Here is a 13117-nt window from a genome sequence, read left to right on the forward strand (position 1 = left end):
TAACAAGCAAAGGCCGCAACTGCGGCCTTTGCTGTAATATTATATGAAAAGATTTACGTTTGATTCTTCAGCATCTCCAAGGTAAGTTCCAACCCCTGCGAATTCGATTCCGTCTATCAGTTCTTCCCTTGTGATACCCATTACGTCCATGGACATGGTGCAGGCAATCATCTTGACACCGTTGGACATTGCCTTTTTTACCAGGTCTTCAAGGGAGTCGATGTTTTTGTCCTTCATTACCTTGCGCATCATAGCTGTTCCAAGACCACCCATGTGCATTTTTGAAAGCTTCAGCTTGCTTATACCCTGAGGCATCATCATGCCGAACATGGAGTCAACAAGCGGTTTCTTTACATTAACTTTTTCTGTTTTTCTCAATACGTTCAGTCCCCAGAAGGTGTAGAACATCGTAACAGGTCTTCCCATGGCAGCTGCACCATTGGCGATTACAAATGATGCCAGAACCTTATCCATGTCTCCGCTGAAAACCACTATTGTCTTTCCGTCGTTGGAATCAACGGGAACCTGAGCTGCTCCCGATGCTACGGCAGATGCATACAAAGTGTTTCCCATACCCTTCTGAAGGGTTACGACGTTGAGTTTTCCTTTCTTCTCAACGCCCAGAAGGGTGTTGCCTGTTCTTCTGCACCATGTTTCCACATCTCTTGCGAATCCGGAATCAGTTGCTGAAACCTCTATGATGTCTCCGTCGTCAACCTTCTTAATTGTCTCGTAGACCTTCATGATAGGTCCCGGGCACTGAAGGCCGCTGCAGTCAACCTGTATAGTTGCCTTAGGAGCTGTATCGCTGTTGAAACTGATCTTTACCTCTTCCTGTGCTGCAGGCGGTGCTGACATTCTGTTGTTTATGTTGTTGAAGAAGCTGTAGTACACCTGCTTGTAGAAATTGGTTCCTGCAGGGTATACGGAAACATTTTTAAATCCGTTTTCCATGAGCGTTCTTGCTGCATTGTAGGAGCGCACTCCAACTGCACAAAACACGATTATCTTCTGTTCCTTGTTAAGCTCGTTCAGTCTTTTTCTAAGCTGTCCCAGAGGGATGTTTACGGAATTTGGAATTTCCAGTACCATGAGTTCAGCTTCCTCGCGGACGTCAAGGATTGTAACGTCATTTTTTATTTCAGGATTTATATCGTTCCATTTTGAAAACTTAACTTTGCTGGTTATGATATTTTCTGCAACGAAGCCAAGCATGTTAACGGGATCCTTTGCTGATGAATACGGCGGAGCATATGCAAGCTCAAGTTCCTTCAGGTCGTAGATGCTGCCTCCCATACGAATAACGGTTGCAATGGTATCTATTCTCTTGTCAACTCCGTCTTCTCCTACAATCTGAGCTCCGTAGATTTTTCTTCCGTCAGCTGAAAACACCAGCTTCAGTATCATTTCCGAAGCATCGGGATAGTAGCCTGCATGTGATTTTTGTGAAATAATTGCTGTCAGGTAGTCCTTGCCTTCTGCCATTCCCATTCTGATCAGCGTCTTTTCGTTTGCTCCGGTTGATGCAACCGTAACGTCAAACACCTTTGCAACTGAGGTTCCCTGAGTTCCCTTGTATTCTTCATTTGCACCGTATATGTTGTTGGCGCATATTCTTCCCTGCTTGTTTGCGGGTCCTGCCAGAGCGATCATAGCCTTGCCTTTGTTGATGTATTCGTCAACCTCTATTACGTCTCCCAGAGCGTAGATGTCCGGGTCTGAGGTTTTCAGGTACCTGTCAACTACAATTCCGCCTCTTTGGTTAGTTTCAAGACCTGCATCTTTGGCAAGCTGTCCGTTTGGCCGAACGCCTATGGACAGAATGACCATATCGGCAGACAATGTTTTTCCGCTTGCCAGAGTTATTGTTACGACTTTGCTTTCACTCTTGAATTTTGAAACTCCGTCTCCTAAAATCAGGTCGACGCCGTTTGTTGTCATGTTGTTTTGAACCAGCTGAGCCATTTCGTAGTCAACGGGAGCCATAACTTGGTCCATAGCTTCGGCTACGGTTACATGCAGTCCTGCAGCATGAAGATTTTCAGCTACTTCAAGTCCGATGAAGCCTCCTCCTATAACAACCGCATTTTTCGGATTTCTTTCCTTTATGAATTTCTTTATTTCGTCTGTGTCAGGAACAGTCCACAGAGTGAAGATTCCCGGAGAGTTTATTCCTTCGATCGGCGGCTTCAATGGAGACGAACCGGTTGAAATAACCAGTGTGTCGTAGCTTTCCTCATAAATCTCACCAGTCTTAACCTTCTTTACAGTAACTTTTTTGTTTTCCTTGTCTATGGCAGTCACTTCGGAATCAATGCGCACGTCCACATTGTACTTCTTTGACATGGCTTCCGGTGTAGTAACAAGCAATGAATCTCTTTCCTTTATCACATCACCTATATGGTAAGGGAGTCCGCAGTTTGCATATGAAATGTAAGAACCTCTTTCGAACATTATGATTTGTGAAGTTTCGTCAAGTCTTCTAAGTCTGGCTGCTGTTGAGGCACCGCCTGCAACACCGCCGATGATCAATATTTTTTTACTCATTTACTTCCTCCTATTAATTTGATTGCAGAATTTCTTCCACAATATGTTTCACTTCTTGATTTTTAATTTTGTAAATTATTTCTGTACCATTTCTTTCTGCAGAAACTATTCCTGCAGACTTGAGCTTAGCCAAGTGCTGTGACACTGTGGGCTGGGAAACGTCTATGCAGCAATGAATGTCTGTAACATTGCTTTGTTCTTCCTTAATGAGCATAGCCAGTATGCAGAGCCGTACAGGATGAGCTATGGTCTTGAACATTTCTGCCTTTTCAGCCAGAAGATGCTTTGTTTTTTCTTTGTCATTAAAGTCTATCATAATTTACCTCGTTATATTCTTATATTAATATATTAGCATATTTGAATATAATGTCAAGAGGAAATGTAAAAAAATAAACAATATTTGTGTGGTGGCAAGTAATCGAATTTTATGCTAAAATAAGTTAACAATAACCATATTATGAATGGAGCTGATATTATGAAGGAAATATATCTTGCCGGTGGATGCTTCTGGGGGTTGCAGGCATACATGGATTTAAGGAACGGAATCAAGGAAACAGTGGTTGGATATGCCAATGGAAACACTGAAAATCCAACCTATAAGCAGGTGTGCACCAACACAACCGGATATGCCGAAACCGTGCACATAAAATATGATGAAAATGAAATAAGTTTGGAAAAGATTCTAGCCGACTTCTGGAAAGTAATAGACCCCACGCTGTTGAACCGTCAGGGAGGGGATGTGGGAACACAGTACAGAACAGGAATATACTACACAAATGATGAAGATTTAACAGCCATAAGCGCTTCTTTGGCCAGAGAGGCTGAAAAATACAGTAAACCCATTGTTACCGAAGTGGAAAGGCTGAAAAACTTCTACCCTGGGGAAGAGTACCACCAGAAATATCTTCAAAAAAACCCCGATGGATACTGTCACATAGATTTGTCGCTGTAGAGGTAATGATATGTACACAATGGACGAATTGAAAAGGTTCTGTCAAAGATGCCGCAAATGCAGACTGGCTCAAACCCGCACAAACGTCGTCTTTGGCGAGGGTAACGAACAGGCGCAGCTGATGTTTGTGGGTGAAGGTCCCGGCTACAATGAGGACATGCAGGGAAGGCCTTTTGTCGGTAAGGCAGGGCAGCTTCTGGACAAGATGATCGGTGCCATAAACATGGACAGAAAAGATGTCTACATAGCAAATATAGTCAAGTGCAGGCCTCCGGAAAACCGTAACCCAACGGAAGACGAATCAGGTGCGTGCATAGACTACCTAAGATGGCAGGTGAGGCTCATACAGCCAAAGATAATTGTGTGCCTGGGTTCGGTTTCTGCAAAAAAACTCATAGACCCTGAACTGAGCATCAGCAGGCAAAGAGGCAGTTTTGTGAAGAAAGGCGACATCTACTTCATGCCCACGTTTCATCCCTCATATCTTTTGAGAAATGAATCCGCGAAAAAAGAAGCATGGGAAGACTTTAAAAATGTGGCGGCAAAATTAAAAGAGCTCAATAGCCTGGATAAAGAGGCCAATAAAGCGTGGTAGTTTAAAAAAGTACTTATTTTATCTGACGGCGCGGCTCAACAAACTTATTGCAGAAATCTCAAGCAGATTATCCATGCTTCTTCCGTTTAGGTAGTCTTTTGCACCGCTGCTGTCGAATATGAGCGGCATGCGGTTGTGTATGAAAGATACTGACGGGGAGGCATCCCTGGTTATGATGGTGTAGCATATGTCGGTGTCTCTCTGCTCAAAAATGCTCATTTGTCTGTGTTCGTGCTGAACAGCCGTGTACAGTCCCGCCATGTATAAGATTGAATTGTCCCGGTGGATTATGTACTTTGTTTTTGACGCCTCTTCCTTTTTCCATTCGAAGTAGGCAGAGGCGGGGACAATGCACCTGCCGGAGGAAACAAGATTTTTAAACATCTGCTTTTCTTCTGCGGACTCCAGCCTTGCATTGATTATAATGCCTTTGCCGTCCCACTTGGGAAATCCCCACTTGGCCAGTATGGGGCGTGGGCCCTGTTGGCCGCTGACCAGAATGGGAGCCACGTCTGACGGGAAAATCTCTCCTGTGCTGTAATCTTGGTATATGTTTTTTTCAGCTTCATCAGCAATTTTTTTGATTTCCTTGTCATCTATATCCATGTAATATCTTCCGCACATAAAATCACCTCAACAATATTATTGCATCTATTTGTCCCAATATCAATATCATTGAACAAACAAATAATTTTTTCGTCTAACAAAATAAAAGGAGGACATCATGAAAAAATTATTGTGTGTAGTATTGATATTGATTGTTTCTTTATCAGCCGGCTGCAGCAGGACAGAACCTCCGGATGCCATAGGTGCATATGAGGCGGCAATAGACAGGCTTTACATGGAAGATGAAGCCCTCAACACCGGCATAAAGTATCTGGCCATCGATACATCCGAAATGGTAAACCTTACGGAGGAAAACAAAAAAACACTTCTTAAGAATTTGGAGAAGTACGGACTTACGGTGCTTGATGCAACCATGGAGCAGCTTAAGGAACAGGGTTACATCAAAGACACAAACTTTGAGGAAGGAATACTGTTCAAAATCAGGGATGAAAAGATGAAAAACAGCTCTGTTGCAATGGATGTTTCAAAATTCCGCTCCGGACTTGGAGCCATTGGCTACGACGGTATGGTCATCAAGTACCGTGACGGCAGGTGGGAAATTACAAAAAGCGGCAGTCCGTGGATAAGCTGACAAAGTATTATTATCTGTGTCTCTTTAAGGTCGAAAAAGGGGGACAGAGTCCCCCTGTGGAAACAATCAACACTACGCTTCTTCCGCTGCAAGGTTATAAACCTTTTCAGCAATGTGCATCATGTCAAGCTCCTGATATTTTTCCAGCGTTGGCACAGCTTTTTCCATGTCGTAGGAGCATGCTTCGTAATACTTGTCAAGGGCTGATTCCATGTCCACAACCCTTCCCTGGGGAAGACCGCCTGTAGCAGGCATAGTCATGAATCGTTCCGGAAGCTTATCATCCTTTCTCCTGAAGCCTCTTAGGTAGTTGATTGCCCTTTCAAGGGCTATGGTTCTTTCAGCCGTCCTTAAAAGCTCTTTCTTGTCAATTGCGATCCCAGTAATGGCAGTGTACAGCTCTGCCATGGTGGATGGCTTCATTTCCGCATTTATTACGTTAAAGTCACAAATTCCTGCAAGATTTGTAACAACAAAGCATTCTTTAAGTGATTTAAGCCATGTTTTGTCTTCGGTGTCGCTGAAGGGATCCTTGGGATCATTTATGTCAAGGTCAGGATACAGGTATCCGAAAGCATCTATGGTTGCCCCATAAGGTCTCATGTGGCATGCTCCACGCTCACTGGTACCGAAGGAAATTGTCATGGAAGAGGACCCTCTGGGGTCTGTTGCTGATATTTCCATTCCCTTTACAGCCATTACATAATCCATGGCCTGACCGCCTATTTTTTTTGCTGCAGCGTAGGAACCGTCAGCGAACAAGTCGCCGCATCCTTCACGCAGTCCCATCTTTCTCAGCATCTCAGCCATTGCTGGGCCGTTTCCGAAATTCATTTCAAGGCCGTCTGTCTGTTCCATGGTTATGATGCCTTTCTCGTACCATTCCATAATGGCGCTAACGGTTGAACCGCCTGAGATGGAGTCTATGCCGTAAATGGTTGTGTAGTAGCCTGCCATGCATATGCTTTCGTAGTCATCAACGCCGCATCGGGGTCCGAAGGCTGCCAGGGACTCATATTCCATTTCGCCCACTTCCACATCGCCCATTACCACATACTTGTGGCAGCCCAGCTGGCACGCATAACAGGTGCGCCTGGTTATCTTGTACTTGTCGGTGTCGTTCCAAAGCCTGTATGGCAGCACATTTTCGATGCCGTCAAACCTGTTCTGCAGGAAGTTTCTTGTGGGGAGAATGCCGCAGTCGTCAGCACCGCCAACCCACGCCGGAGTACCGTAGCCGTGTACCGGTCCCCAGGTGTATGCTTCTTCTCTAACCTGTCTGTATGCATCCTTGAACGCTGTCATGAACGAATCCTTGTCTGCAATTTCAACCTTGCCTGTTCCGCGGACCGCAACTGCCTTAAGATTCTTGCTTCCCATTACAGCGCCGGCGCCTCCTCTACCTGCAAAACAGTCGTCGCTGAATATGTTGGCTAGGCTTGAAAGTTTTTCGCCTGCCTGGCCGATGCAGCATACCTTGAAGTCCTTGCCTTCGGCTTCCTTGATGGCTTCTGTCGTCTCACGGGTGTTCATTCCCCAGTACATGGAGGCATCCTTAACTTCAACCCTGTCATTGTCTACGACCAGGTATACGGGGTTTGGCGCTTTTCCGGCAAATGCCACTGTGTCGTATCCTGCAAATTTAAGCTCTGCACCAAAGTGGCTGCCCACGTTGGAGGCGCCTATGGTGTTGGTCAGGGGAGACATGAAGCACACGCTGGTCCTTGATGCGGAAGGAACCGGTGTTCCTGTCATGGGTCCTGTGTTGAAGCTTAAGATGTTTTCCGGAGACAGGGGATCTGCATCAGGAGGCATGTGATTCCACAGAAGAGCCATGCCATAACCTTCTCCTCCCAGGTACCGCCGGATGTAGTCTGTGTTAAGGTGTTCTTTTTTAATGTTGCCGGTTGTCAAATCAACCTTGATTATGCAGTTTTTATATCCCTTCATGTTGACCTCCTACCATGACAGCGCTTGTCTTGGGCAGGCCGGAACGCACTGAGGCAGGCCGCCGCACAAGTCGCACTTATATGGTTTTACATCCCCTTCTAAATCAGCCATCATAATTGCGCCGAAAGGACAGGCAGAAGCACATGCTCCGCATCCTGTGCAACCTTCACCGATTTCAACAGCACCGGAATATGCATTGCGGGCTATTATGCTTACGGGACAGGCTTCGGCACAGGGCATGTCGAAGCATTGCTGGCAGACAGTGATTTTAAATTTTCCAAGCTGATTTTGTTCAGCTATTCGTATGCCTACGGTCACAGGCGATACGGCATCCGTATGGACCAGAGAACACACAGCTTCGCATGACCGGCATCCCTGGCACACATCCTTGTTGGTCCTGATTTTAATTACTCCTGGTTTCATTGCAACACCTCCTGATTTTAACCCCCTCCGCCAATGGGGAAAAGAAATAGCTCGTCGCCGTCCTGAAGGACATAAGTCTTTTGCTTAAGGCTGCCGTTGACGCTGCTTCTTGTCCATGAGCCGCTGACCGGAACCTTTATGTATTCCATAGCATCGGCTATTGTGAAATCGTTTGGAAAGTCGAAGCGCTTTTCCCGGAAGCCGCAGGAGGCAGCCAGCAGTCCTGTAAGCTTAATATTAACCACCACATCCATCAGCTCCTTTTGCGGAATTCAGAATACAAAAATACCGCAGCAAATAAAGCTGCGGCTCCTTTTCAATTAGGGGGGCGAACAGATTGCTCCATTCACCTGGCGTTCTCAAAGGCCCGGGGGGTCTTTGAGAATCGGAGCTCAATATTCTGTTACATACAGTATAAAGGTTATAGCTGCTATAAGGTCAAGAAATTTTTAAAAAGTATTTAAATCCTGACAGGTATCTGAAGCTTAAAGAACATTCCTCTCTCGTTTTCTATGAAATCCGGCAAATCAATGATAACTTCGCATATGTAGTCTCCTGTTATGGTGTAATTCAGACGCTTTACCTCGTCCAGAAGATTGTTTGCATAGGGAATTTCCTGTTCGAACTTGTTGCAGTAGATGCAAAGATACAGGTTAGGAGGTATGGAGGTAATAAGGTTACCCGGCACGTGCTCGCAATCCACAAACACAAAAAGGTCATCGGAAATGTAGTTTCTGTTGATTATGTTTTTGTAGGAAACGGTGCTGCCTGCATTGCAGAAATATTGCTGACGGAGTCCTTTTATTCCCATGTCTTCCTTCAGCTTTCTCAGCTGTTCCTCGTAAACCTCTATGCCGAAGTCGTAGAAGTTTGTATCTGTGTTGTAGCTGTAAATCCATCTCCTGTCAATGAATTCCAGTGTGATAGTACCGTCTGGGGGAGAGGATTCATACCGTTCATAGTTCATGATTGCCCTTTGCAGGGCTACTTTCTGAAACTTCAGGGCTTCTATTTCGCTGTCGAGCTGTTCGCTTTTTTTCTCCAGGATGGTTCTAATCAATTTTATGTCGCAGTTTTTAAGCTGGGTTGAAATGTCCTTCAGTGACATGCCCAGCGACTTCATGTATTGAATCATGTCGAGGCGGGCGCTTTGTTTTATGGAATAAAGGCGGTACCCGTTTACTTCGTCAATCTCAACAGGCTTCAGCAGACCTATTTTGTCATAGTAGCGAAGCGTTTGCTCGGAAACATGATTCTTTTGTGCCATCTGACCGATTGTAAGCTTATCCATAACTCCTCCAATAAACATAATCCGGGAAATTCATGTCAATAATATGTACTGATAAAATCATACCAGAGTTTAAAAAACACAACAATAATTTTTTAGTAAATATTTACAAAATAATTGGAATGTGTTATAATGACTAAAAAATCAAAATCAGTCAAATAGTTTGGAGGAACCATGCCTAAAACATATTCGGAAAAGGAAAGGGAATATATACGAAAAGCGCTGAAGAAAGCTGCTGCGGAGTGCCTTTATATATACGGCGTCAAAAAGACAACGGTTGATGAGCTGGTGCAGAGGGCCAATATTCCCAAGGGAACATTTTATTTGTTTTATGAATCAAAGGAACTTCTTCTTTTTGATGTGGTAAATGACTTCCATGATGAAATTCAAAAAACATTGCTAAAGGAGCTTGAGTCTTTCGGAGGGAACATACAAACACAGCAGCTCTCTGACCTGTTGTTCAGGATATACAAAAAAGCTGAAGACAGCTTCCTTATAAGCCTCATGAAGAACAACGACATGGAGCTTTTAATGAGGAAGCTTCCCGATGAGGCTGTGGCAGAACACATGGTCAGTGACAACAAAGCCATGGAAATTCTGCAAAGACACATTCCGAAGGCTGAGGGAAGAGACATGGAAGTTTTCAGCGCTGCCATGAGGGGAATATTCCTACTGATGATGAACAGGCGTGAAATTGGAGAACATGTATTTGATGATGCGCTGAAGCTGCTCATAAACGGCTTGGCAGCGCAATTGATGGAGGGTTAGTATGATCAAGGTTTCTGATTTGTCATTCAGCTATACGGACAGGAAATTTATTGAAAAAATGAACTTTGAAGTAACAAAGGGAGAAATATTCGGGTTCCTGGGACCATCCGGAGCAGGAAAAAGCACGCTGCAAAAAATTCTTACAGGCCTCATAAAAAATTACGAAGGAAGTTCTGCGGTGAACGGCTGTGAGAGCAATAACTACTCAAACAGCTTCTATGAAGACATAGGTGTTGATTTTGAATTTCCCACATTGTATGAAAAGCTTACAGGCAGGGAAAACCTTCAGTACTTCGGTTCTTTATATTCAAAGGAATTGCGAAGCATAGACAGTCTTCTGGAAATGGTGGGCCTTTACAACGACGGGAACAAGAAGGTATCAGAGTATTCCAAGGGAATGAAGTCCAGACTGAACTTCATAAAGTCTCTTTTGCACAATCCCGGCATTCTGTTTCTTGATGAGCCAACCAGCGGACTGGATCCCAACAACAGCAGAAACATGAAAAACATTATCCTTGAAGAAAAGAAAAAAGGAACCACTATAATCATCACCACACACAACATGGCCGATGCAACGGAGCTGTGCGACAGGGTGGCTTTCATCGTGGACGGTAAAATACGGGCTCTGGATTCGCCTCACAATCTCATCATGTCCAAGGGAGCAGCAAAAATAAGATACACATACATGGAAGATAAAGAAATGTCAGGGGAGTGTCTTCTTGACAGAACCGCATCGGATGAAAAACTTCTTGGACTGATCAGGGAAAACAGGATATTGTCAATTCACAGCAGCGAACCAACCTTAAACGACATATTCATGGAGGTTACGGGGAGGGTGCTGCAATGAGAGTAAAAAGTCTGATTTCAGGCGACATCAGGTTTCAGTTCAAGTATGGGTTTTACCTGGTCTACGCCTTTTTCACTGCCGTATATGTTTCGCTTATTTATATTTTCCCGCAATCATGGAGAGGAAAGGCTGCCGCAATAATGATATTGTCGGATCCGGCTGCCATTGGTCTGTTTTTTATGGGAGCCATCGTTCTGTTTGAAAAAAGCGAAAGGGTCTTAAACGCCATAGCGGTTTCACCGGTAAAGACAGGAGAGTACATAGTTTCCAAGGTTGTTTCGCTGGGAATTATATCTGCAGCGGTGGGGCTTGTCATAGCCATGTCTGCAGGGGTTGAAAATCTGGGGGCAGTTTTGGCGGGAATACTGCTTGGTTCTGCGTTTTTCACTTTGGTGGGACTCACTGTTGCATCAAGAATCTCAAGTTTGAACCAGTTCCTGGCAGTGACGATTCCCTTGGAAATAATAGCGTTCGTCCCTCCATTGCTGTACATTTTCGGTTACGGAGGAAAACTCATGCTCCTGCACCCGGGCTGCGAAATAATCAGTCTCATAAGCGCAGAGCCGGGGTTTATGGTTTTGAAGGTCGTGCTGTTAAGCGCATGGATTGCTGCAGCATACTTTATGATGCTTAGGTCTGTGGGCAGGATGTTTGAAGAATAGGAGCAGCGATGAATATTAATTATAAGGTTATATACAATTCTTTCGGACAGTTTTTAAGCCAGGTTAAGAAGGATGCCATGCTTTTCGTTGCATGTGCGGCACCGATACTTCTGGGGTTATTTATAAAATTCGGAGTGCCGGCGGTGGATACCCTGCTAATCGGTTATTTCAACACTAGGGTTCTGGATAAATACTATCTTCTGTTTGATTTGCTTCTGGCTGTAATGACACCGGCCATGTTCGCATTTGTTTCGGCCATGGTAGTGCTGGGGGAAATAGATGACGGCATTACAAAATACATGGCAGTCACTCCTCTTGGAAAAGGAGGATACATTGCATCCAGGACGGTTGTGCCGTCAGCAGCATCATTTGTCATGACAGTGATTGTGCTGGAGCTGTTTTCCCTCACCCGCATTTCTGCTGTGATTTCGGCAGAACTTTCGGTTATGGCTTCAATAATGGGTTTTATAATGTCAATGCTTGTGGTCTCTCTGTCGCGCAACAAGGTGGAAGGAATGGCAATCATGAAAATGACGGGACTCATAATGGCTGGAATCCTGCTGCCGTTTTTTGTATCTCAAAGGGTGCAATACATGTTTTTTATGCTTCCTTCCCTGTGGATTGCAAAGTTTGCCGTGGAGGGGAAATACTTGTTTGTCTTGATTTTTCTTTTGGTTTCAACATGCTGGATTTCAGCCCTGGTTAACAGATTCATGAAAAAAATATTCTGATTGTCGTTGAAAGAATATATTCAGAAAAAGAAATATTATTCAGGAACTATTGACTTTTCTCTATGGCGGTTATATATTGAAAATGTTACCAACAATAAAATGTAATGGGGCTGTTAATATGAAAAAAGCAATTAAAGTAGTGCTAGTAGTTGCAGTTGTTATTATTATTGCCGGATTTGCTGCCGTATCGTATCTTGAAAAGAATCTTGAAGCATTGTCAGCCATGGAAATTACCGATGTGGATTTAACGAAAATAAAGGACGGAACCTATACGGGATACTACCAGTCCATGCCGGTGGATGCAAAGGTGAAAGTGACTGTTGAAAACCATGCAATCAAGGAAATAAAGCTGTTGGAACATGGCAACGGTCAGGGAAAGGCTGCTGAAGTAATACCTCAGAAGGTAGTTGAGGCCCAGAGTCTGAAGGTGGATTCTATATCAGGGGCCACATACAGCAGCAGGGTAATACTTAAGGCAATAGAAGTTGCGCTTATGAGCGGACTTAACTAGCAGGAGGAGAATATGGGTAAGGTAGCAGTAATTTATAAGTCAAAATATGGTCATACAAAAAAGTATGCCCAGTGGATTTCGGAGGAATTGAATTGTGATTTGTATGAAAACTCCGAGATAAAGGTTGATAAGATGCTTGAATACGACACGATTATTTACGGAGGCGGGCTGTATGCCAGCGGAATTTTAGGAATTGAGCTGATTACAAGAAATTTTGACAGCTTAAAAAACAAAAACATTGCTGTTTATACCGTGGGCCTGGCAGACCCTGAAATAAAGTCACAATTTGAACCCATAATCAAGAAAAATTTCACTGAAGAAATGCAAAATACCATAAAAGTATTCCATCTGAGGGGCGGAATAAACTACAAGGAGCTTGGCATCGTTCACAAGGCTATGATGGCAGCCCTAAAGTCCATGGTAAAAAAGAAAAGCCAAGAGGAAATGACAGACGAGGACAGAATGATGCTCGATACCTACGGCGAGGTTGTGGAATTTACGGACAAAACTACCATTGAGCCGGTGGTGTCATTTGTTAAGTCATTATAAGATAGAAAGTACAACTTCAAAATCTGCCGAAGGGCAGATTTTTACTTTTCGTGGAATGAGCAAATTGTTGGGAATACCGTCAATTAGAATGGATTA

At 44.1% G+C, this 13117-nt stretch carries 16 protein-coding genes; 9 read left to right on the forward strand and 7 right to left on the reverse strand.

The genetic code is table 11. From position 1 onward, the window contains the following. Positions 1-39 precede the first annotated feature (39 nt). Both AAGU76_RS17790 and AAGU76_RS17795 read right to left on the reverse strand, forming a co-directional pair. Complete coding sequence (locus tag AAGU76_RS17790) at positions 40-2547, reverse strand: FAD-dependent oxidoreductase (protein WP_342486861.1); 2508 nt, start codon at positions 2545-2547, stop codon at positions 40-42. A gap of 13 nt (positions 2548-2560) precedes the next feature. Continuing rightward, a complete protein-coding gene (locus AAGU76_RS17795) occupies positions 2561-2863 on the reverse strand; it encodes a metalloregulator ArsR/SmtB family transcription factor (protein ID WP_342486862.1) in 303 nt (100 codons plus the stop codon). Between the two features lie 159 nt (positions 2864-3022). Between AAGU76_RS17795 and msrA the strand changes: the two genes are divergently transcribed. Together msrA and AAGU76_RS17805 are read left to right on the forward strand one after the other, a co-directional pair. Continuing rightward, complete coding sequence (gene msrA, locus AAGU76_RS17800) at positions 3023-3499, forward strand: peptide-methionine (S)-S-oxide reductase MsrA (RefSeq protein WP_342486863.1); 477 nt, start codon at positions 3023-3025, stop codon at positions 3497-3499. A gap of 10 nt (positions 3500-3509) precedes the next feature. After that, positions 3510-4094, forward strand: a complete 585-nt coding sequence (locus AAGU76_RS17805; protein WP_342486864.1) for a uracil-DNA glycosylase — start codon at positions 3510-3512, stop codon at positions 4092-4094. Between the two features lie 18 nt (positions 4095-4112). On the opposite strand, the gene AAGU76_RS17810 is transcribed toward AAGU76_RS17805, so the two are convergent. Continuing rightward, entirely contained in the window at positions 4113-4718 is a 606-nt protein-coding gene (locus tag AAGU76_RS17810) for an SOS response-associated peptidase (RefSeq protein ID WP_342486865.1), read from the reverse strand. A 100-nt stretch (positions 4719-4818) separates the two neighbouring features. On the opposite strand from AAGU76_RS17810, the gene AAGU76_RS17815 reads away from it, so the two are divergent. Then, the gene (locus AAGU76_RS17815; protein WP_342486866.1) at positions 4819-5292 is read left to right on the forward strand and encodes a hypothetical protein; all 474 of its coding nucleotides are present in this window, start codon (positions 4819-4821) and stop codon (positions 5290-5292) included. Between the two features lie 72 nt (positions 5293-5364). On the opposite strand, the gene AAGU76_RS17820 is transcribed toward AAGU76_RS17815, so the two are convergent. The 4 genes from AAGU76_RS17820 to AAGU76_RS17835 form a co-directional block, all read right to left on the reverse strand. Further along, complete coding sequence (locus AAGU76_RS17820) at positions 5365-7242, reverse strand: aldehyde ferredoxin oxidoreductase family protein (RefSeq protein WP_342486867.1); 1878 nt, start codon at positions 7240-7242, stop codon at positions 5365-5367. 9 nt (positions 7243-7251) lie between these two features. Further along, complete coding sequence (locus AAGU76_RS17825) at positions 7252-7665, reverse strand: 4Fe-4S dicluster domain-containing protein (protein ID WP_342486868.1); 414 nt, start codon at positions 7663-7665, stop codon at positions 7252-7254. 17 nt (positions 7666-7682) lie between these two features. Continuing rightward, positions 7683-7913: a hypothetical protein gene (locus tag AAGU76_RS17830; protein ID WP_342486869.1), complete on the reverse strand. Its 231-nt coding sequence runs from the start codon at positions 7911-7913 to the stop codon at positions 7683-7685. Between the two features lie 212 nt (positions 7914-8125). Continuing rightward, entirely contained in the window at positions 8126-8956 is an 831-nt protein-coding gene (locus AAGU76_RS17835; protein ID WP_342486870.1) for a helix-turn-helix domain-containing protein, read from the reverse strand. A gap of 171 nt (positions 8957-9127) precedes the next feature. Here AAGU76_RS17835 and AAGU76_RS17840 point away from each other — a divergent pair, with 171 nt between their 5' ends. The 6 genes from AAGU76_RS17840 (at position 9128) to AAGU76_RS17865 (ending at position 13021) form a co-directional block, all read left to right on the forward strand. Then, positions 9128-9721: a TetR/AcrR family transcriptional regulator gene (locus AAGU76_RS17840; RefSeq protein ID WP_342486871.1), complete on the forward strand. Its 594-nt coding sequence runs from the start codon at positions 9128-9130 to the stop codon at positions 9719-9721. Between the two features lies 1 nt (position 9722). Then, positions 9723-10568, forward strand: coding sequence for an ABC transporter ATP-binding protein (locus tag AAGU76_RS17845; RefSeq protein WP_342486872.1), 846 nt, complete (start codon positions 9723-9725; stop codon positions 10566-10568). After that, the gene (locus AAGU76_RS17850; RefSeq protein ID WP_342486873.1) at positions 10565-11230 is read left to right on the forward strand and encodes an ABC transporter permease; all 666 of its coding nucleotides are present in this window, start codon (positions 10565-10567) and stop codon (positions 11228-11230) included. Before AAGU76_RS17845 ends, AAGU76_RS17850 begins: the two co-directional genes overlap by 4 nt. Positions 11231-11238: 8 nt before the next feature. Next, the gene (locus AAGU76_RS17855) at positions 11239-11961 is read left to right on the forward strand and encodes an ABC transporter permease (protein ID WP_342486874.1); all 723 of its coding nucleotides are present in this window, start codon (positions 11239-11241) and stop codon (positions 11959-11961) included. 118 nt (positions 11962-12079) lie between these two features. Beyond that, the gene (locus AAGU76_RS17860; protein WP_342486875.1) at positions 12080-12472 is read left to right on the forward strand and encodes an FMN-binding protein; all 393 of its coding nucleotides are present in this window, start codon (positions 12080-12082) and stop codon (positions 12470-12472) included. Positions 12473-12484: 12 nt separating this feature from the next. Next, complete coding sequence (locus tag AAGU76_RS17865; RefSeq protein ID WP_342486876.1) at positions 12485-13021, forward strand: flavodoxin domain-containing protein; 537 nt, start codon at positions 12485-12487, stop codon at positions 13019-13021. Positions 13022-13117 lie beyond the last annotated feature (96 nt).

Origin of the sequence: Sedimentibacter sp., assembly GCF_038562225.1 — a bacterium.
Classification (GTDB): Bacteria; Bacillota; Clostridia; order Tissierellales; family Sedimentibacteraceae; genus Sedimentibacter.

Coding starts and splice junctions, on each gene's coding strand:
- AAGU76_RS17790 (WP_342486861.1), bottom strand. CDS start 2,547: ATGAGTAAAAAAATATTGATCATCGGCGGTGTTGCAGGCGGTGCCTCA.
- AAGU76_RS17795 (WP_342486862.1), bottom strand. CDS start 2,863: ATGATAGACTTTAATGACAAAGAAAAAACAAAGCATCTTCTGGCTGAA.
- msrA (WP_342486863.1), top strand. CDS start 3,023: ATGAAGGAAATATATCTTGCCGGTGGATGCTTCTGGGGGTTGCAGGCA.
- AAGU76_RS17805 (WP_342486864.1), top strand. CDS start 3,510: ATGTACACAATGGACGAATTGAAAAGGTTCTGTCAAAGATGCCGCAAA.
- AAGU76_RS17810 (WP_342486865.1), bottom strand. CDS start 4,718: ATGTGCGGAAGATATTACATGGATATAGATGACAAGGAAATCAAAAAA.
- AAGU76_RS17815 (WP_342486866.1), top strand. CDS start 4,819: ATGAAAAAATTATTGTGTGTAGTATTGATATTGATTGTTTCTTTATCA.
- AAGU76_RS17820 (WP_342486867.1), bottom strand. CDS start 7,242: ATGAAGGGATATAAAAACTGCATAATCAAGGTTGATTTGACAACCGGC.
- AAGU76_RS17825 (WP_342486868.1), bottom strand. CDS start 7,665: ATGAAACCAGGAGTAATTAAAATCAGGACCAACAAGGATGTGTGCCAG.
- AAGU76_RS17835 (WP_342486870.1), bottom strand. CDS start 8,956: ATGGATAAGCTTACAATCGGTCAGATGGCACAAAAGAATCATGTTTCC.
- AAGU76_RS17840 (WP_342486871.1), top strand. CDS start 9,128: ATGCCTAAAACATATTCGGAAAAGGAAAGGGAATATATACGAAAAGCG.
- AAGU76_RS17845 (WP_342486872.1), top strand. CDS start 9,723: ATGATCAAGGTTTCTGATTTGTCATTCAGCTATACGGACAGGAAATTT.
- AAGU76_RS17850 (WP_342486873.1), top strand. CDS start 10,565: ATGAGAGTAAAAAGTCTGATTTCAGGCGACATCAGGTTTCAGTTCAAG.
- AAGU76_RS17855 (WP_342486874.1), top strand. CDS start 11,239: ATGAATATTAATTATAAGGTTATATACAATTCTTTCGGACAGTTTTTA.
- AAGU76_RS17860 (WP_342486875.1), top strand. CDS start 12,080: ATGAAAAAAGCAATTAAAGTAGTGCTAGTAGTTGCAGTTGTTATTATT.
- AAGU76_RS17865 (WP_342486876.1), top strand. CDS start 12,485: ATGGGTAAGGTAGCAGTAATTTATAAGTCAAAATATGGTCATACAAAA.